Origin of the sequence: Gordonia sp. WA4-43, assembly GCF_020520305.1 — a bacterium.
In the GTDB taxonomy this organism is placed as follows: Bacteria; Actinomycetota; Actinomycetes; order Mycobacteriales; family Mycobacteriaceae; genus Gordonia; species Gordonia hongkongensis.
Map to the genome: position 1 here is coordinate 748472 of NZ_CP084736.1, position 17881 is coordinate 766352.

Genomic DNA, 17881 nt, shown 5'->3' on the forward strand with positions numbered 1-17881 from the left:
GGGGACACGGCCCTCCGCAAGCTCCGGGCCTCCTCAGTACCTGCGGCCTGGCGGCCATCGTGACCAATAAAAAACACTCGTGAACGTCCCAAAGGAATGCTCCCTGAGGTGCGAGCGAAGCGAGCCACGAAGGGTGTGGCAACTTGTCTCGCCGGGCCCTTCGTGGCTCGTCGCTTGCGCTCCTCGCACCTCAGGGAGCAGGGGTTATGCGCTCCTTCTGATTAGGGGCAGCGGTAATCGAAGAACGATGTGCCGAATGTGTCGAATGGCGTCCGGCACGCTCGTCATCACTGCACACGGACCGACGAGCGGCCCGCTGAACGAGAGGCCTGATCATGCATTACTCGCTGCTGCTGCACTACCCGGAGATGGACGCGTCGACCCTCGGTGAGGAAGCCATCGCTCAGGGCCAGGCCGCCTTCGCGGCCTACACCGCGGCCCTCCAGGACGCCGGCGTGCTCGTGAGTGCCGAAGTCCTACAGCACTCGGACGTCACGACGACGCTGCGCAAGGTCGACGGCCGGCTCGTCGTTCAGGACGGCCCCTTCGCCGACACCAAGGAACAGCTCGGCGGAACCGTCGTCATCGATGTCGACGATCTCGACGCCGCCATCGAATGGGCGCGTCAGGCACCGCCGATCGAGTGGGGTGTCGTGGAGATCAGGCCCGGCGCGACCTACACCGTCGATGGCGCGTGGATACCCAACGCATGACCCGGCGAGAAGCGCGTACCGCCGCCGAACATGCTGCCCGCGAGTCCTATTCGCGGCTGGTGTCGCTTCTCGCCGCCGCGTCGGGGGATCTCGCTCTCGCGGAGGATGCACTGGCCACCGCCTTCGAACGTGCACTCACCTCGTGGCCATCAGATGGGGTACCCGCGAACCCGGAAGGCTGGCTGCTCACGGTCGCACGCAACCAGCAGCGCGACGTCTGGAAGTCGGCGGCGCACCGTACGTCGAAGATCCTCGACGACACCATCTCTCCCGGAGCAACCACAGTGACCCCCTTCGACGATGTGGACCCCGACGCCATTCCCGACAAGCGCCTCGAGTTGTTGTTCACCTGTGCGCATCCGGCCATCGACGCAGCCGCCCGCACGCCTCTGATGATGCAGTCGGTGCTCGGCTTCGAGGCCGCCGACATCGCCACCGCCTTCGCGGTCGCCCCCGCAACGATGTCGCAGCGTCTCGTGCGAGCCAAACGCCGGATCCGCGACGCCCGGATACCGTTCGTCGTTCCCGACCGCGCGGCGATGCCGGAGAGACTCCCCGCTGTGCTGGAAGCGGTCTATGGGTGTTTCGCGATCGCGTGGCACGACGCCGACGGGACCGATCCCGACACCGTCGAATCAATGGCGGGGGAGTCGCTGCACCTGGCCGTCACGCTCGCCGCGCTGCTCGACGATCCCGAGGCGTGGGGTCTGGCTGCGCTGATCGCGCTGTCGTTGTCGCGGGCACCGGCGCGGACCGGCCCGTTCGTCCCGCTCGAGGAGCAGGATCCGGCGGGTTGGGATACCGCGCTCATCCGAGATGGGGAGGCCATGCTTCGACGCGCATCGACGTACGGCCGGCCACACGGTCGATTTCAGCTCGAAGCTGCCATGCAGTCCGTCCACGCCGACCGCGCACGCACCGGTGTCGTCGACTGGGCCGCATTACAGTCGCTGTCGTCCGCGCTCGTGTCCGTGGCGTCGACACTTGGTGCACGGATCGCCCACGCTGCGATCGTCGGGCGGGCGAGTTCTCCCGCAGATGGACTCTCCCTGCTTGATGAGTTGGGCGGTGACGCCGCAGGTTTCGGCCCGTTCCACGCGGTGAAGGCAGATCTGCTGGTTCGGGCCGGGCACTCCGACGTGGCGCGTGAGCACTTCGAACGGGCTGCAGAGCTCACCGGCGACGAACGAGCGCGGGGGTATCTGCGACGACGTGCGGGCAAGGTTGGGTAGGGATCGTCGCGAGCCCGACGGAACCGACGCACGGTCGAGGGGGGCGGCGGCCGGGTGTCACCAAACGGCGGGAATGCCTGATTCTGGCAACACCGACGACCTAATGTGTGACTCGGGACACAACAGTGGCCGGACCCTCACCGAGGGCTTCACAACGGGTCGAGCCTCGCTCGACGAATGGAGGCAGTCATGACTGCAAGTGCCGAGGTCACGAACGATCTGACCACCGAGCCGTACCGCTCGCGCCGCAATCACTGGAACAACCAGGTCCGCCGGCACGCCATGATGACCCCGGACAACACGGCGATCACCTATCTCGACAAGAACACGACCTGGAAGGAACTCGACGACCGGTCGCGCGCCTTCGGAGCCGCACTCCACCGGCGGGGTGTCCAATTCGGTGATCGGGTTCTGATGGCCCTGCTCAACCGCACCGAGTACATCGAGGCGATTCTCGGGGCCACTCTCATCGGCGCCATCCCGGTACCGGTCAACATCCGCATGAGCCCCGCCGAGGTGGCCTATCTCGTCACCGACAGCGGTGCGAAGGTCGTCGTCACCGAGACCCTCCTCGCGCCGATCGCGGACGCGGTCGCCGGGTCGACCGGTCAGATCGAGACCATCATCGTCGTCGACGGCAGCGACAACGCCGACCATCTCGACTTCGAGACCCTGCTGGCCGAGGGCGCGTCGGACCTGCCGGAGGTCGACGTGCCCGAGGACACTGTCGCCGCCATCATGTACACCTCGGGCACCACCGGAAAACCCAAGGGCGCCATGCTCACCCATCAGAACATCCAGGCGCAGGCGGTGACGACGATCGCCACGGCCGGGGCACAGTCCGGTTCCGATGACGTCGCCTCGATCGTGCCGCCGCTGTTCCACATCGCGGGGATCGGCGGCTTCGCACCGATCTTCTACCGCGGGATCCGCGCGGTGCTCCACCCGCTCGGCGCCTTCGATCCCGACACCATGCTCGACACGCTGGAGCGTGAGGGCGTCACGTCGGTCTTCATGGTCCCCGCTCAGTGGCAGGCCGTGTGTGCGGCGCAGAAGGCGCGTCCCCGGAAGCTCAAGCTGCGCACGATGAGTTGGGGCGCGGCCCCGGCGTCGGACACCGTGCTGAACGCGATGAATGAATCATTCCCGGAAGCCGCCAACATGACCGCGTTCGGTCAGACCGAGATGTCGCCGGTGACGACGATCCTCGAGGGCAAGGATGCACTGCGTAAGCTCGGCTCCATCGGCAAGGTCGTCCCGGCGGTCACCGCGCGTATCGTCGATCCGCTGATGAACGACGTCAAACCCGGTGAGGTCGGCGAGATCGTGTATCGCGGACCCAACATGATGATCGGCTACTGGAACAAGCCCGAGGCGACCGCAGAAGCCTTCCGCGGCGGCTGGTTCCACTCGGGCGACCTGGTGCGCCAGGACGAAGAGGGCTTTCTCTACGTCGTCGACCGCGCCAAGGACATGATCATCTCGGGCGGCGAGAACATCTACTGCGCCGAGGTCGAGAACGTCCTGTTCAGCCATCCGAGCATCACCGAGGCGGCGATCATCGGTCGGGCGGACGAGAAGTGGGGCGAGGTGCCGGTCGCGGTGGTCGTGCTGGCCGAAGGCGTCGAGGACCTCACCCTCGCCGATCTCGAGCCGCACCTCAACGAGAACCTCGCGCGGTTCAAGCACCCGAAGGACCTGGTGATCATCGACGAACTCCCACGCAACGCCGGGGGGAAGGTCGTCAAGCCACGGCTCCGAGATGCGTACGGCAGCAAGGACGCCGGACTCTCGAACTGATCACCGCCCGCTCCCTGAGGTGAGCGTCCGACTTCTATGCTCCCTGAGGTGAGCGTCCGACTTCTATGCTCCCTGAGGTGAGCGTCCGATTTCTATGCTCCCTGAGGTGCGAGCGAAGCGAGCCACGAAGACATCCCAGGGGTGCAAGGTGTCAAGCGGCGAGGTTGGCGCGGTGGTTCCAGGCGGTGTGTTCGTTGTAGAGGGTGCGGTGTTTGAGGCAGCCGTGGAGGATGCCGATGAGCCGGTTGGCGAGCGCACGCAAGGCTTGGGGGTGGGACTTCTTCTGATCTCGCAGGCTGTCGTAGTAGACGCGGGCGCCGGGACTGCCGGTCAGCGCGCTTTGCGCCATCGCCATGGCGGCGGCGTTGAGGCGGGTGTTGCGGATATGGCGGGCCAGCACGACGTGCCCTTTGCCTGAGGCGATGGTCCGTGGTGAGGTGCCGGCATAGTTTCTGCGAGACTTGGCGGTGGCATAGCGTTCGGGGTCGTCCCCGAACTCGCCAAGCATCCGGGCGCCGGTGATGTCACCGACTCCGGGCATGGACAGGTAGATCTCGGCGTCCGGATGCGCTCTAAAAGACTGGGCCATACTGGTTTCCAGTTGATCAATTTGGGTGTTGAGCGTCGTCAGCATGTTCACCGTCACGGTCACGGTCGCCGCATACGCTGCGGTAAGTGCCTCCGGTGCGCTCAGATGACCGCCCCCACGCAGGGCCTGCTGGATCTCGCGGGCACGGGTATCGGTATTGCGTTGGCGGCCACCCTGTTTCAGAGCTGATCGGATCGCCGCGACCGTCAGTGCCGCTCCCTGTCGTGGGGTGGGAGCGCGACGCAACACCGCCAGGCAGTCTTTGTGGGCGAGGTCGCCGCCGAAGGCATCGACCGCGGCCGGATAGTAGGCGCCCAGTTGAGCGCGCAACACGTTCTGTTGTGCTGAGCGCGCCCACACCAGATTCTGATGCGTACGGGCCATCACCGTGATCGCCTTGACCTCGACGGTGTCGGCGGCGACCAATCGATGATTGTGCCGGTCGGTCCGCACCAGATCAGCCAGCGTTTTCGCGTCAGCCTTATCGGATTTGGTGCCCCCGACATGGTGGCGGTCGCGGTACCGCGACACCGACAACGGGTTGATCGCATACACCTGATAGCCCGCGGCGACCAGGGCGGCGACCCACATGCCGTGATCGGTTTCGATCCCCACCACCACCTCAGAGGGGTCGTGGGCGAACCGGGCGAGCAGGTCATGCATCGCCGTCACGCCGGCCGCGTTCTCGGGTAGTCGGCGGGTGGCCAGGGTGGTGCCGTGTTCATCCATCACGCACACGTCGTGATGATCCGACGCCCAGTCGTTGCCCACACAGATCATGTCGGTCGTTCACCTCGTCTTCGGTCGTCTCGATCGATCGTCGGTGTGAACCTTGGGGTGATCACCCTTGACGCGGCCTAATGGATCAGTGCTCACCCCACATGGTTCAGGGGGCACGACATCCCAGAAGCGTTCTAGCGGGTGATCCTTACCCGGCCGGGCCACGGTCTTCGTGTAGAAATCCGACACCGTTTCAGGGTCTCGGAGTGGTCACCGGCCGGGAAGGCTCACACAAACCAGCATCCCCTGCAGGACGCCGATCCACCCCCATTAGGGTTTGGCGACGCATCTCACCAGGACCCTTCGAGGCTCGTCGCTAACGCTCCTCGCACCTCAGGGAGCAGAGGGAGGGCATCGCTTCCACCCCACAGTCCAGCGGTTCGTGGTTCTTTCGGATTAGCGAGCAGAGGGGGCGCAAGAGCGAAAGCGACGAGCCACCAAGGGCTTCCGGTCACTCCGGGTCGGCGAAGCGCGCTTCGCGTCGCGCCATCCCGGCGTGTACCGCCTCCATCTGATTGGGGGATCCCATCAGTCCGACCTGGAGTTCGCTCTCCAGCATCAACGCCGCAGCCGGATCCGTGCCTGCCCACGATTCGTCGTAGAGACGCTTGGCGGCGCGGACCGCGTGCGGCGACTTCGACGCGATCTCGTGCGCGAGATCCAGTGCGGCGGTGAGCGGATCGTCGACGACGCGGGTGACCAGCCCGAGTCGTTGGGCCTCGGCGCCGTCGACGATGCGTCCGGTGAACGTGAGTTCCTTTGCCACATCGGCGGACACGAGTCGCGGGAGGGTCTGGGTGATGCCCATGTCGGGCACCAGCCCCCACTTGACCTCCATGATGGACAGGCGCGCGTCGGGGGTCGAATAGCGGATGTCGGCGCCCAGCGCGATCTGTAGGCCACCGCCGAAACAGTTGCCGGTGATGGCCGCGATCACCGGTGCCGGGATGCGGCCCCAGTCCAGTGACACCCGCTGCGCGTGGTTGCCGAGCACGCCCGGTTCGCGCTCCAGCAGCGAGTTCACCCCGCCACCCTGACCCAGGCTCGACACGTCCAGGCCGGAACAGAAACTCTTGCCCGCACCGTGTACCACCACGGCCCGGACGCGGTTGTCCTCGGCGAGGGTGCCCGTCACGTCGATGAGGGCGTCGAACATCGCCGGATCGAGCGCGTTGTGTTTGTCGGCTCGGTTGAGCGTCGCCGTGGCGACACCGGCGTCGTCGATGTCCACGACGATCCGCTGCTCGGTCATGTATCTACTTCCGATCTGTTGTGTCCGGGTGTTTGATCTCGCGGAGCTGACGTCCGCGGCGCTGGTAGCGCCAGATGAAGTAGCCGACGCCGATCGCCAGAACGACCCCGATGATCACGCCCCACGCGGTGGCGGCGCGGAAGCCGGGCGCTTCGACGTCGAAGATGCGCTCGCCGGCATGTGCGCCGTTCCCACCGCCGGCGACCACCGTGAGGGTGAGCAGGTTGGGGATCGCGACTACCACGCCGAGAACGGCGAACATGATGGTCGGGACATTCTTCATACGGCTGCGGTTGACGAACGCCAACGTGAAGAACAGCACGGGCAAGAAGGTGCACACGATGCCGAGAACGAGGCCGGTGCCGATGCCGCGGCTGAACGACCCTTCGACGCGCTGCCCGATCTGACCGGCCCACCAGCGCGGCAGGAACGCCTCGAGGATGAAGTAGGTGACGACGAGCAGCGCGGCGATGACGAGCCCGATCACCACCTTCTTCACCACGGAGTTCGCGCGTTCGGCGGCGGTCGGTTTGACCGGGGTCGTCCCATCGGCCGTCGAGTCGGTCGGCGCGACGCCGGGCGTGGTTCCGGCGGAATACTGGGAGGCTTCCGGTGGCCGCGCGGCGGGAGGCACCGCTCCCGACGGGTACGCGCCGGAGGGCGTCTGTCCGGGCCCGCCCGGGGTCGGCGGCTGTCCGGATGGATTGGCAGAGAACGGTTCGTTGCTCATGAGCCGAGTGTATGCGCGGACCGCTGCCCGTCCGCCCGGAAAACACCCCCGTGCACTCACGGCTTCCGGATGCCGCCGTAGATTCCGCGACGGACGATCCACGGTTGCAGGATCGTGTCGACCGACCACGCCGGGAATCGGAACGGGCGCCCGTTGGGCGCGAACACCTGGAGACCGTCGGCCTGGACACCGAGCACCGAACCCCAGCGCCGCCGTGGGGGAGCGTAGCGCCGCGCACGGCCCGGCCGCCCGGTGAGGTCGGATCGGATGTTGTGTGCGAGCAGACGATCGGCTCGATTCCGAGCGGAGCTGCGGAGGTCGTCGGTCGCCGCGACGTCGCCGATCGCGTAGACGAGATCCGCACCGGGTACGCGCAGTTCGGCCGTCACGCGCACGAAGCCCGACGGATCCAGCACCTCTCGCGGAAGCCACTCCGTGTTCGGTCTCACCCGGCCGATGGCCCAGAGCACTGCATCGGCCTCCACCGGCGGCTGCCCCGTCGAGAACCTCACCGGCCCCGGAGTGATCTCGTCGCAGGCGAATCCGTCGGGCACGACCGCACGATGGCCGCCGTGCACGCCGACGCCGAGCCGGCGCAACCGCGCAAGGACGATGGCCCATGTCCGCGGATGATGCTGCGGCAGAGCACGTTCGCCCGGGTGATACAGGTCGATTCGCTTGCCCGGCCAGGTCTGCGCCAGGTTGGCGGCGGCACTCACCGCCGCTGCACCGCCACCGATCACCGCGATGGTCTCGGCAGCGGCGAACCGCACATGAGCCGAGCGCAACTCGGCGTCGACGTCGGCTTCCGACTGCAGTTCCGGATGTCGCCAGAACCCGTTCCGCACGCCGGTGGAGATGATCAGCGCGTCGAAACGCTCGACCCTTTCCGTGCCGTTGGCGTCGACGACGGTGACGGTGCGGTCACCGAGGTCGGTACCCGTCAGTGTGCCGTGGACGGTCCGGATGCCGTCGAGCTTCCGGAAGCGCCCGAACGGAATCCGGTAGTCGCGCGCCCACGCATCGGGCCGGCTGATCCGCAGCCCGAGTTCCTGCCCGCTGACCAGCCCTGGCTTCGACGAGATGCCCACGACGTCGGCATGCGGGGCGAGATGGATCGCGGTCAGTACTCCGGAATCACCGAGACCGGCGACGACGACGCGTGGTCGGCTCACGCAGTGACCTGATCCGGCGGATGTGCGGCCGAGCGCGGGGGTCGGGGGACGAAGCGAGGCACCCGGTCGATGACGTCCTGGTAACCGGGACGTCGCTCCAGACTGCGCTTCTCCATCATGGGGATGCTCGCGCCGAGGAACATCGCCAGCATCAAGACCGCGCCCACGAACAGCCACCACCAGTCACCGGGCGAGGCGGCGAGCCCGAACAGGGCCATCGACACCCAGAACAGAACCTCGCCGAAGTAGTTCGGGTGTCTCGACCAGGCCCACACTCCGGTGTCGAGGACGGCGCCCGGTGTTTTGTGCGCAGCGAATCGACGCAGCTGTCCGTCGGCGACGTACTCGAGCGCCGTCGCGGCGAGTCCGACGACGGCCGCAACCGCGGTCAGCCAGGCCAGCACGCCGCCGGTGTGGGTGACCGCGACGTAGATCGGGATCATGCCGAGGAACACCTGGACGGTGGGGAAGACGTGGATCGCCATCAGGTCCACAGGCAGTTCGGCGCGGCCGGCACCGGCCTTCAGCATCGGGTAGCGCCAGTCCTCGTGGTGGAGACCCGGCCAGCCGATCGCCCAGTTCGCAGTCAGACGGATCGCCCAGGCGCCGATGACGATCGCGATGACCCAGCAGTGCACCGCGTCGATCCCGACGTCACCTGCGGCCCACCAGTAGATGAACAGCGCGGGCGGCACGACGCTCCAATAGGCGTCGTAGAAGCTGGAATTGCCGTAGAACCGGCTGAACGCGAAGATCACGAGGGTGGCAAGCAGATCGGCGATCAGGGTGTCGAGCCAGAGGTAGGCGGTGGCCGGACCCCAGATGAGCCAGGCGGCGGCGACCGCGAAGGCCAGCACGTAGGCGATCGTCACGCGGACGAAAGAACCGCTTCGGCTGATGGTGCTGTCGGTGCTCACGGGCGTCCCCATCACAGCTGTTCTTCGATGGATCCGGCGAGTTTCTCCGGCTTGGTCGTCGGCGAGTATCGCGCGACGACGGACCCGTCCCGCCCGATGAGGAACTTGGTGAAATTCCATTTGATCCGGCCGCCGAGCACGCCGGATTTCTGGTCCCGCAACCACGCGAACAGCGGGTGGGCGTCGGGTCCGTTCACATCGACCTTCGCGAACATCGGGAAGGTCACCTCGTAGGTCAGCGAGCAGAAGTTCTTGATCTCCTCCTCGTCGCCGGGCTCCTGGTGCCCGAACTGGTCGCACGGGAAGCCCAGCACTCGCAGCCCCTTCTCGGCGTAGTCCCGGTGCAGTGCCTCCAGACCGCGGTACTGCGGGGTGAATCCGCACTGCGAAGCGGTGTTCACGATGAGCAGGGGAGAGCCCTGGAACTGCGAGAGTTCGACGGGATCGCCGTCGATGCCGGTGGCGGTGAAGTCGTACACAGAGGTCATGCCGCTACGCTACGTGCCGATCAAGCACTTGCTTGGGAGAATCGTCGAAGCGTCCCGGCGTCACTCGCCGAATCGCTCGGTCCGGATGCGGGTGCGGTCGTGTCCGGCCTCGACCATCCACTGTGCGCAGTTCTCGACGAACCTGTTCGGACCGCAGATGAACACGGTCGGCGAGGTGGCCGGATCCATGGTCAGCGCGGCGAGTTCGTCGGCGGTGAGACGTCCCGCGGGCCGCGGCGCGTCGTCGGGCGCCACCCGGGTGTGGATCAGGTGAACATCCATGCGGCGGTGCGCGATCAACTGCCGGATCTCATCCCGGTAGTAGACGCGTTCGGGACTGCGGACCGAGTAGACGAGCGAGAACGGTGTCTGCGGCGCCTCGACCTCGCGGCTGCGGATCATCGACATGAGTGGCGCGATCCCGGAGCCACCGCCGATCAGCTGGACGGGACGGTCGTCGCCGGACGGCCAGGTGAACCAGTATCCGTGCGGATCGCTGATCTCCAACGGGTCGCCGACCTCCACCATGTCGACGAGGTAGGGCGACACCTCACCGTCTTCGAGTCGTTCGACGGTCACCTCGATCGACCGAGTCTCGCGGACGTCGGACAACGAGTAGGCGCGTGCGGTGGAGTAGCCGTCCTCGGCGGTCAACCGGATGTCGACGTGCTGGCCGGGCAATGCGTGGACGGCCTCGGGGAGAGCGAGGCGCAGCGCTCGCGCGGTGGGGGTGAGGTCGACGACCGCGGTGACCGTCGTGAGATGCCAGGTCGTCACGAGTAGCGCTGTTCGCGCCAGGGGTCGCCGTACATGTGGTACCCGCGTTCCTCCCAGAATCCAGGCGCGTCTTCGGCCATGAAGCGAAGTCGCCGAACCCATTTGGCGCTTTTCCAGAAGTACAGGTGGGGCACGAGGAGGCGAGCCGGGCCTCCGTGCTCGGCGGACAGGGGTTCGCCGTCGTAGGTGTCGGCGATCCAGCCGCGGCCGTCGACGAGATCGGCGAGCGGCACGTTGGTGGTGTATCCGCCGTGGCAGTGCGCCATCACGAACGGGGCCGGTTCCCACGGCAGCGCCTGCAGCAAGGTGTCGAACGAGACCCCGCGCCACCGGGTGTCGAACTTCGACCACCGTGTGACGCAGTGGATGTCGGTGGTGATGTCGTCGTGCGGCAGTTCCTGGAACTGGTCCCATGTGAACGTGGCGGCCCGGTGGTCCGCGGACTGCACGGCCAGCATCCAGTCATTCGGAACGATCGCGGGTGTCGGCTCCGCGGACAGGACCGGGAAATCGAGTGTCGTGTACTGGCCGGGAGGGAGACGCCGCGCGTCGCGGTCGCGGCGCCCCACGAACCCTCGGTTGACGATCGCCATGGTCGCGGAGTCTACGCGGCTCGCTTCCATTCGGCCCGCTCGCTCCGCTCCCCGGCGCCGGCATCAATTCGGCCCGCTCGCTTCGCTCCCGGCGCCGGGTGCGGTCAGGCGAAATCGAACAGCATCGGTACCACGACGACGACCGCGGCCGCCCAGAGTGCGAACACCGGCAGATAGTCGGTCTGCCACCGCTCCGTCGCATCGAACCCGCGGCGGCGGCGGACGAAACCGAAGAGCAGGTACGCCGCCCACGACAAGTTCACCAGCAGGACGAGATTGAGACCGAGCGCCACCGTCTTGTTTGCCGTGAACCCGAACTCCGCGATCCGCGACGCCATGATCGTCAGCATCACCGCGTCGACCGCGAGTGCGGTCACGACCAGAATCAGCTGCAAGCGGTCGAAGAGTTCCGGGCGCAGATGCGGATCGCGCGCCGAGATCGCGTACAGCAGCAAGCCGAGCACGACGACGAGGATCAGGTCCACGAGGATCAACAGTTCACGGTCGACGTCCACGACGTCGCCACTGGTCACCATCGCGATCAGCAGCACGACGAGCATCACCGCGGTGACCGGCGTGAAGACCTTCGTCAACACCGGTGCGATGTTCTCGACCACGCTCTGCTTCGCCTCCACCAGCCATGCCGCCAGCAGCACGATGCCCGGCGCGGCGATGGGCGCCAGCCACTGGGAGATCACGGTGTCGACGTCGATGTCGAGCGCACCGAATGCCCCCGCGGTCAGGCCGGTGAGGACTCCCGCACCGAGGCCGAGAAGCGTTGCATACACGACCCATTCGCCAGTGAACCGGATGAAGTCCATCCGACGCGGTCCGGACGTCCAACGGCCGCCGACGTATGTCACCCCCATGAGGAACCACAGGATGATCGGCGCGTGGATCGCGACGATGGCCTGGGTGGTGCCGTCGTCGACGAACGGGTAGACGTTGACGACGATTCCGGTCACGACGAACGCAGTCATCACCGTGAGCGCGGTTCGCGCCGAAACGCGCCGTTTCCAGCCGAAATACAGTGCCATGAAGGGAAGTACGAGCAGTGCGGCATTACGGACGAGCACCCATTCCGGCATGACCTCGACGGCGACGCGGACGGTCGTGGCGGCCGCGACGACGAGGCCGATCACGACTCCGAGTTCGTGACGTCGTCGGCCCAGATCGCCGGATGGTTCCGCGGTCAGCACCAGCTGCTTCCACAACCGGTCGGAGTGCTCGCGGGCGAATTCACGCGACAGGGCATCGACGCGGCCCATGCGCTTGACGGCGACCAGGAACGCTTCGTCGTCGTCGAGGCCGCCGGCGGCGAGGTCGGCGATCTGCCCGCGGAGGTGGTCTTCCATCTCGTCGGCGTCGGTGGTGGCGATGGCTTGGTGTCGGAGAACGTATCCGCGCCATCGGTCGATCTGGCTTTCGAGCTCGGTCTCTGCGGTCATGCCAGGCCCTCCGCCGCGGGCGGCAGGGCGATCGATCGCCACACCTGGTCGAGCGCGTCGGCCACGACCTCCCACTGCGACCTCCGCTCGGCGAGCGCGGCCAACCCCGATGCCGTGATCGAGTAGTGCTTGCGACGCCGCCCGCTGTCGGCTTTACTCCAGCTCGCTTCGACGTGGCCGGCGCGCTCCAAACGGTGCAGAAGGGGATAGAGCATGCCGTCGGTCCACTCCATCCGACCACCGGACATCTCTCGCACGCGCTTCAGGATGGCGTACCCGTAGGACTCGCCCTCGGCGAGAATGCCCAGCACCAGCGGGGTAGCGGACGCGGCCACCAGGTCCTTCTCGATATACATAGCACTCCTATACCTAGAACTGCTAGGAGCGTAGCAGTTCTAGGTATAGGAGTCCTCGGACCGGCGTGGGCCGACTACTTTTTCGACAGGGACGACTCCTTGTGCGCTGCCTTCGAGCCCGTCTTCGACGACTTGACGATCCAGTAGGGCTCGTCTTCGCTGGCCTTGAACTTCTGTCCCTCGAAGGTGAATTCCTTGGTGCGCTTCTCTTCCGCAGTGCCCTCGGTCTCGCCCTGAGAGGTGTTCCAGCGGACGGTGTCGTTCTTCTTGATCGCCATGGCGGCAGTGTGCCCCGACGGCGTCGACGGTCAAACCTTCTCCGCTGCAAGAGTCGCTGTGGAACGATCATCACGTCGTGTCGAGCCGGAGGTACGCATGAGCGTCGAACGTTCCGAGAATTCTCAGAGAACCGAGCCCGCCATCGACGTCCGGGGTCTGCGTAAGTCGTTCGGTAGGTTCCAAGCCCTCCGCGGACTCGACCTCGAAGTTGCGCGAGGGGAGGTCCACGGCTTTCTCGGGCCCAATGGCGCGGGCAAGTCGACGACGATCCGGGTCCTGCTGGGTCTGTTGCGCGCGGACGGGGGCGAGGTCAGACTCCTCGGCGGCGACCCCTGGCGTGACGTCGTCGAGCTGCACCGCCGGCTGGCGTACGTACCCGGCGACGTCGCATTGTGGCCGACGATGACCGGCGGGGAGATGATCGATCTGCTCGGCGCGATGCGCGGCGGACTCGACGAGGGGCGCCGGGCCGACCTGGTCTCCAGGTTCGAGCTCGACACCACCAAACGTGGACGGCAGTACTCCAAGGGAAACCGGCAGAAGGTCGCGATCGTGGCGGCGCTGGCATCCGATGTCGAACTGCTCATCCTCGACGAGCCGACGTCGGGCCTGGACCCGTTGATGGAGAACGTCTTCCAGGAGGTCGTGGGGGAGGCCACCGCCCGAGGAACCACCGTGCTGCTGTCGAGTCACATCCTCGCCGAGGCGGAGACCCTGGCGGACCGGCTCAGCATCATCCGCGACGGGGCCGTCGTGGCGACCGGCTCCTTGGCCGAGCTGCGTGGGCACACCCGCACTTCCGTTCGGGCCGAGCTGGATTCGGCGCCGGGCCCGGACCTTCTCGCGCAACTGCACAACGCCGAGGTGCACGATATCGATTCGCACGACCACGACTCCGGCGGGCTTCGACTGAGCGCGACCGTGGACTCGGACCAGATCGGTCCGGTGATGTCAGCGCTGACCGCCTGCGGCCTGCGATCGCTGACGGTCGAACCGCCCTCGCTGGAAAGCCTGTTCCTGTCGCTCTACGAAAAGGCCGACCAGCCGGCAGGGGAGCGGTGAGGCGATGACCGCATCGACGATCGGCACCGCTCCACTGCTGCGAGCCTCCCTGCACCACGAAGGCCGCACCTTCGCGCCGTGGATCGTGTTGCCCACCGCACTGGCCGTGTCGTCGGTCATCGCCTACCCGTTGCTGTTTCCCGACGCCGCAGAACGCGCCGCATTCGCCACGACGATCGGCTCGAATCCCGCACTCGGGCTGATCTTCGGACCCGCCTACGACCTGGCCACGGTCGACGGATTCGTCGCGTGGCGCAGCCTCGCACTCGGCGGGTTCATCGCCGCACTCGGCGCGATCTTCATCGTGGTGAAAGCCGCACGTGGACAGGAGGACTCCGGCCAGGCCGAACTTCTCGCCGCGGGGGTGCTCGGACGTGCCGCCCGACTGTCGACCGCGTTGATCATGGCCGGCGTGTGCTCGATCGCCATCGGCATCCTGGCAGGTCTGGCGACGTCGCTGTGCGGTGGGGCCTGGGGGTCGTCGTTCCTGCTCGGGGCCGGATTCACGGTCACCGGTTGGATGTTCGGCGCGATCGCGGCGGTCAGCGCCCAGGTGGGTTCCGACGCCAGGGCCGCCACCACGATCGCCGTGTCGCCGCTCGGCGTCCTGTTCGTGCTGCGCGGGTTTCTGTTCTCGGTGGACGCACCGATGTGGACCACATGGGTCAATCCTCTGGGATGGGTTCAGGAGACCAGACCCGCGACCGGCGATCACTGGTGGCCGTTGCTGATCGGCGTCGCGTTCGCGGTCGTCGTCGGTGCCGCGGCTTTCGCATTGCAGCGTGCACGGGATTTCGGTCAGGGACTCATACCGGCCCGGCCGGGCCCGGCACGGGGCCGCATCGGCTCGCCACTGGCGCTGGCGATCCGCCTCAACCGCGCGCCGATCGTCGCGTGGACGGTCGCGTTCGTCGGACTCGGTGTCATCTTCGGCTACTTCACCCGGTCGGTCCGCGGCCTGCTGACCGCGAATCCCGCCATGGCCCAGATCTTCGCCTCCGGCGCGGCGTCGCCCGCGGACCTGGTATCGGCCTTCGTCACAACGATTCTCGGCCTGGTCGGGATCATCGCATCCGTGGCCGGGGTCCAGATCGTCAATCGCATCCGGACCGAGGAACTCGACGATCGCGCGGAAGCGGTGCTCGCGACCGGCGTCAGCCGTCCGAGGTACTTCGGCGCCGTCACCGGGGTCGCGCTAGTCGTTCCCGACGCGCTCGTCACCGTTGCCGGGCTGGTCGTCGGCGTCTTCGCCGGCACGGCCGATCTCGGCCTCGGCTTCGGCGACGTGTTCCTCCAGTCCATCGCCACGATCCCCGCCGTCTGGGCTGTCGTCGGCATCGCCGTCGCCGTCATCGGCGCCCGACCCCGCGTGCGACCAGCGATCTGGCTGGGCGTCCTGGTGTCCTTCGTGCTGACGATCCTGGGCCCGAGCTTCAAACTCCCGGACTGGGCGCTGGGCTTCAGCCCGTTCCATCACGTACCGGATGTGTCTGCTGCCCAGCCGGATTGGTGGGGACTGGTCTGGGTGGGGGTCGTCGTGGTGCTGCTCGTCGCGCTGGGGTTCGCCGGCTTCCGCCGGCGGGACATCCCGTGACGACGTCGCCCGTTACTTGGGAGCGAGCCCGACCCCCGCTCCCTGAAGTGCGAGCCCGACCCCCGCTCCCTGAAGTGCGAGCTTGCGCAGTCCCACCCCTGCTCCTTGAGGGGCGAGCCCAATAGCTGGTCCCTGAGGTGCGAGCGAAGCGAGCCACGAAGGGCTCCGCAACCTGTCTCACCAGGCCCTTCGTGGCTCGTCGCTGGCGCTCCTCGCACCTCAGGGAGCAATGGTCATGTCGTTCCTTCGGATGAGGGAGCAGAGGGTGGCTCGCACCGCAAGGACCGTACGCATCAGCCCAGCGCCGCCGCGAGACGACGCCACTGCTCACGTGGGAAGCCCCGGTGATCGGCCTGAAGCACCTGGACGCACACGTGGTCGGCACCTGCCGACCGATGCTCGTCGATTCGCTTCAGGATCGCCGTGTCGTCGCCCCAGACGATCAGGGCGTCGAACAGGCGGTCGCTCACCGAGCTCAGGTCGTCCTCGGAGAACCCGAGGCGTCGAAGGTTGTTCGCGTAGTTCGGCATCGCGAGGTAGCCCTTGAGCCACTTCGTGCCAACGGCGCGCGCCTCGTCGCGGTCGGCGGCGAAAATCGCCGTCTGTTCTGGTGCGAGCAGCGGACCGTCGCCGAGGGCCTCCCGGGCGACCTTGGTGTGGTCCGGGGTCACCAGGTAGGGGTGGGCTCCGGCGGTCCGGTCGGCCGAGAGTTGCAACATCTTCGGCCCGAGGGCCGCCAGTACTCGTGCATCGGCCGGCACCGGCTGCGGTGCGTCGTCCAGACCGTCGAGGAACGCCTTCGTGGTCGCGAGCGGCTTCTGGTAGCGACCGGCTTCCTTCGCGTCGATCAGCGGCGCGTGGCTGATCCCGAGGCCCAGGAAGAAGCGAGGACCGAATTGCTCGGTGAGGCGCGCGTGCGCGGCGGCGACGTCGTGCGGCTCGTGCATCCACATGTTGAGGATGCCGGTGGCGACGACGGCCTTCCGCGTCGCGCCGAGCAGGTTCTCGACCGAGTCGAGCACCGGACCCCCCACATCGGGGATCCAGAGGGCTGTGAATCCCAGGTCGTCGAGCTCGGCAGCCGCTTCGGCGGCCTCCCCGGTGTCTCCGTACCGTAGCGGTGAACTCCAGATTCCTACGCCGTCGAGTTTCATGTCGTCGACACTACCGATCGAGCGATCGGGCCGCGCCGAGGCGTCCGACCCGGGTCAGCTCTGTGCCGGTCGTCCCGCCGTCGCCTCCAGCCGCGCGTCCATGGCGGCCGTCATCCGCTTGAACACGTTGATCGCGACGACGCCCGCGACGATGAGGACGACACCGGCAACTGTCCCGAGGGAGTCGGTGACCAGTCCGGAGATGCCGATCGCGAGAACGTAGATCGGCACCCAACCGAACAGATGCATGATGCTCTCGGGCTTCTCGTCGGTGGCCCAACCCTCACGAACCGCAGCCCGGTAGGTCGCGTAGTCGGGATAGAACTCGGTGAAGGCGATCGCGAAGATCGTGCCGCCGATCTGGATTATCCATCCGGTCCAGAAGTTGTTCGGGTCGTCGAGCACCAGATCGCCGAATGCGCCCGAGATCGCGGCGACGCCGAAGCCGCCGACCCACGCCCAGGTGATGACGTAGTTGATGTGGATGAACAGCGGGCTGTCCCAGAATTCTCTCTCGGTGGTCTCCCGCGCGTACTGAAGCGTGAACGGCTGGCGCACAAGGATCGACCCCAGCGCGAAGGAGACCAGCGCGATGTTGGTCATCTCTCCGCCCCAACGCTCCAACCAGTCGGTGACGTGGTCGGAGGCGAACAGCGCGATGATCGCCATCGTGCCGAAGTACGTGACGTCGAAGACCTCGAGGAGTTTGACGCTCGTACCGCGCTTGTGGCCACCGATGACCAGGAGGAGTGACAGCGCGAACGCCGAGGCCGCGGCCTCCTCGAATCGACCGGGCCCCGCGAGCAGCGCCATCAGGATCCACGGGGACATGCCCGCGAACGGTGAGTTGAGGAACAGCGTCAGTGCGTGGCGGGTGCCCGACGTCGGTGGGTCGGTCCGCGTCGAATCGCCCATCGGAGGATCGGGTTCGTTGCTCATAGC

Annotated in this window: 18 protein-coding genes; 5 read left to right on the plus strand and 13 right to left on the minus strand. The window is 66.9% G+C overall.

Annotated elements, in window-relative coordinates:
• Nucleotides 1-335: 335 nt before the first annotated feature.
• The 3 genes from LEL84_RS03395 (at nucleotide 336) to fadD5 (ending at nucleotide 3745) form a co-directional block, all read left to right on the plus strand.
• Complete coding sequence (locus tag LEL84_RS03395; protein WP_068971428.1) at nucleotides 336-713, plus strand: YciI family protein; 378 nt, start codon at nucleotides 336-338, stop codon at nucleotides 711-713.
• Entirely contained in the window at nucleotides 710-1945 is a 1236-nt protein-coding gene (locus tag LEL84_RS03400; RefSeq protein WP_226513351.1) for an RNA polymerase sigma factor, read from the plus strand. The genes LEL84_RS03395 and LEL84_RS03400 overlap by 4 nt, the downstream gene beginning before the upstream one ends.
• Nucleotides 1946-2134: 189 nt before the next feature.
• Entirely contained in the window at nucleotides 2135-3745 is a 1611-nt protein-coding gene (gene fadD5 / locus LEL84_RS03405; RefSeq protein ID WP_068971429.1) for a fatty-acid--CoA ligase FadD5, read from the plus strand.
• A 151-nt stretch (nucleotides 3746-3896) separates the two neighbouring features.
• Here fadD5 and LEL84_RS03410 read toward each other — a convergent pair whose 3' ends face one another.
• The 11 genes from LEL84_RS03410 to LEL84_RS03460 all read right to left on the minus strand — a co-directional run bounded on the left by LEL84_RS03410 (nucleotide 3897) and on the right by LEL84_RS03460 (nucleotide 13128).
• On the minus strand, nucleotides 3897-5114 hold the full coding sequence (locus tag LEL84_RS03410) for an IS110 family transposase (protein WP_226513352.1): 1218 nt from the start codon (nucleotides 5112-5114) through the stop codon (nucleotides 3897-3899).
• Nucleotides 5115-5565: 451 nt separating this feature from the next.
• Nucleotides 5566-6366, minus strand: coding sequence for a crotonase/enoyl-CoA hydratase family protein (locus LEL84_RS03415; protein WP_068971373.1), 801 nt, complete (start codon nucleotides 6364-6366; stop codon nucleotides 5566-5568).
• 4 nt (nucleotides 6367-6370) lie between these two features.
• A complete protein-coding gene (locus tag LEL84_RS03420) occupies nucleotides 6371-7096 on the minus strand; it encodes a hypothetical protein (protein ID WP_068971372.1) in 726 nt (241 codons plus the stop codon).
• A 56-nt stretch (nucleotides 7097-7152) separates the two neighbouring features.
• Nucleotides 7153-8271, minus strand: a complete 1119-nt coding sequence (locus tag LEL84_RS03425; protein WP_068971371.1) for an FAD-dependent oxidoreductase — start codon at nucleotides 8269-8271, stop codon at nucleotides 7153-7155.
• Nucleotides 8268-9200, minus strand: coding sequence for a DUF1295 domain-containing protein (locus tag LEL84_RS03430; protein ID WP_083229408.1), 933 nt, complete (start codon nucleotides 9198-9200; stop codon nucleotides 8268-8270). Before LEL84_RS03430 ends, LEL84_RS03425 begins: the two co-directional genes overlap by 4 nt.
• Entirely contained in the window at nucleotides 9200-9676 is a 477-nt protein-coding gene (locus LEL84_RS03435) for a glutathione peroxidase (RefSeq protein ID WP_226513353.1), read from the minus strand. Before LEL84_RS03435 ends, LEL84_RS03430 begins: the two co-directional genes overlap by 1 nt.
• Nucleotides 9677-9736: 60 nt before the next feature.
• A complete protein-coding gene (locus tag LEL84_RS03440) occupies nucleotides 9737-10453 on the minus strand; it encodes a ferredoxin reductase (protein WP_068971369.1) in 717 nt (238 codons plus the stop codon).
• Nucleotides 10450-11046 (minus strand): sulfite oxidase-like oxidoreductase, encoded by a 597-nt coding sequence (locus LEL84_RS03445; protein WP_058250515.1) that lies wholly within the window; start codon nucleotides 11044-11046, stop codon nucleotides 10450-10452. Before LEL84_RS03445 ends, LEL84_RS03440 begins: the two co-directional genes overlap by 4 nt.
• 104 nt (nucleotides 11047-11150) lie before the next feature.
• A complete protein-coding gene (locus LEL84_RS03450; RefSeq protein ID WP_226513354.1) occupies nucleotides 11151-12494 on the minus strand; it encodes a permease prefix domain 1-containing protein in 1344 nt (447 codons plus the stop codon).
• Nucleotides 12491-12850, minus strand: coding sequence for a PadR family transcriptional regulator (locus tag LEL84_RS03455; RefSeq protein ID WP_068971367.1), 360 nt, complete (start codon nucleotides 12848-12850; stop codon nucleotides 12491-12493). Before LEL84_RS03455 ends, LEL84_RS03450 begins: the two co-directional genes overlap by 4 nt.
• Before the next feature lie 74 nt (nucleotides 12851-12924).
• On the minus strand, nucleotides 12925-13128 hold the full coding sequence (locus LEL84_RS03460) for a DUF2945 domain-containing protein (RefSeq protein WP_004018570.1): 204 nt from the start codon (nucleotides 13126-13128) through the stop codon (nucleotides 12925-12927).
• A gap of 97 nt (nucleotides 13129-13225) precedes the next feature.
• Between LEL84_RS03460 and LEL84_RS03465 the strand changes: the two genes are divergently transcribed.
• Complete coding sequence (locus LEL84_RS03465; protein WP_068971151.1) at nucleotides 13226-14191, plus strand: ABC transporter ATP-binding protein; 966 nt, start codon at nucleotides 13226-13228, stop codon at nucleotides 14189-14191.
• 4 nt (nucleotides 14192-14195) lie between these two features.
• Nucleotides 14196-15785 (plus strand): ABC transporter permease, encoded by a 1590-nt coding sequence (locus LEL84_RS03470; protein ID WP_226513355.1) that lies wholly within the window; start codon nucleotides 14196-14198, stop codon nucleotides 15783-15785.
• A 293-nt stretch (nucleotides 15786-16078) separates the two neighbouring features.
• Here LEL84_RS03470 and LEL84_RS03475 read toward each other — a convergent pair whose 3' ends face one another.
• Together LEL84_RS03475 and LEL84_RS03480 are read right to left on the minus strand one after the other, a co-directional pair.
• Nucleotides 16079-16939 carry an LLM class F420-dependent oxidoreductase gene (locus tag LEL84_RS03475; protein WP_226513356.1) on the minus strand — a complete coding sequence of 287 codons (861 nt, stop codon included), beginning with the start codon at nucleotides 16937-16939 and terminating at the stop codon, nucleotides 16079-16081.
• 54 nt (nucleotides 16940-16993) lie between these two features.
• On the minus strand, nucleotides 16994-17878 hold the full coding sequence (locus LEL84_RS03480) for a hypothetical protein (protein WP_413466933.1): 885 nt from the start codon (nucleotides 17876-17878) through the stop codon (nucleotides 16994-16996).
• Between the last annotated feature and the right edge of the window lie 3 nt (nucleotides 17879-17881).